This window comes from Campylobacter concisus, from assembly GCF_002913045.1.
Classification (GTDB): domain Bacteria; phylum Campylobacterota; class Campylobacteria; order Campylobacterales; family Campylobacteraceae; genus Campylobacter_A; species Campylobacter_A concisus_AP.
In genome coordinates, this window is record NZ_PPAF01000045.1 from 1 (window position 1) to 442 (window position 442).

1 pseudogene is annotated in these 442 nt (G+C 41.4%); it reads left to right on the forward strand.

Annotated elements, in window-relative coordinates:
- Window positions 1-442: pseudogene (locus CYP43_RS09365) on the forward strand (DNA gyrase subunit B); the annotation flags it as partial.

Sequence of the window (442 nt, forward strand, 5' to 3'; positions counted from 1 at the left end):
TTATAGAAGCGTCTTAAAAGAGCTTGAAAAACGCTTTAACGCCCTCTCATCGATCCGCTATATGATAGCAAATCCAGACATCGTCTCAAAAAGCTCCACTGAAATTTTTGAACTCTTCAGAGACTTCTTAAAATCTGCGCGTCACAACATCCTAAACCACTACGTTCGCGAAGATGTGGTTACAATCTATTTGCAAACTGAAAGCGGCCTAGCAGAGCTTGTGGTAAATGAAAATTTATGTACAAGTCCACTTAACGAAGAGGCACTTTATCTCAGTCAAAGGATAAAAGAGCGTGGCCTAGACTCGCATAGTGACGCTATAGACGTGCTTGATGATGTAGAAAAAATTGCGAAAAAAGGTGCATCTAACAAGCGCATTAAAGATCTTGGTGAGATGAATCGTGAGCAGCTTCGGGAGACTACTATGAACCCAGCTCATAGA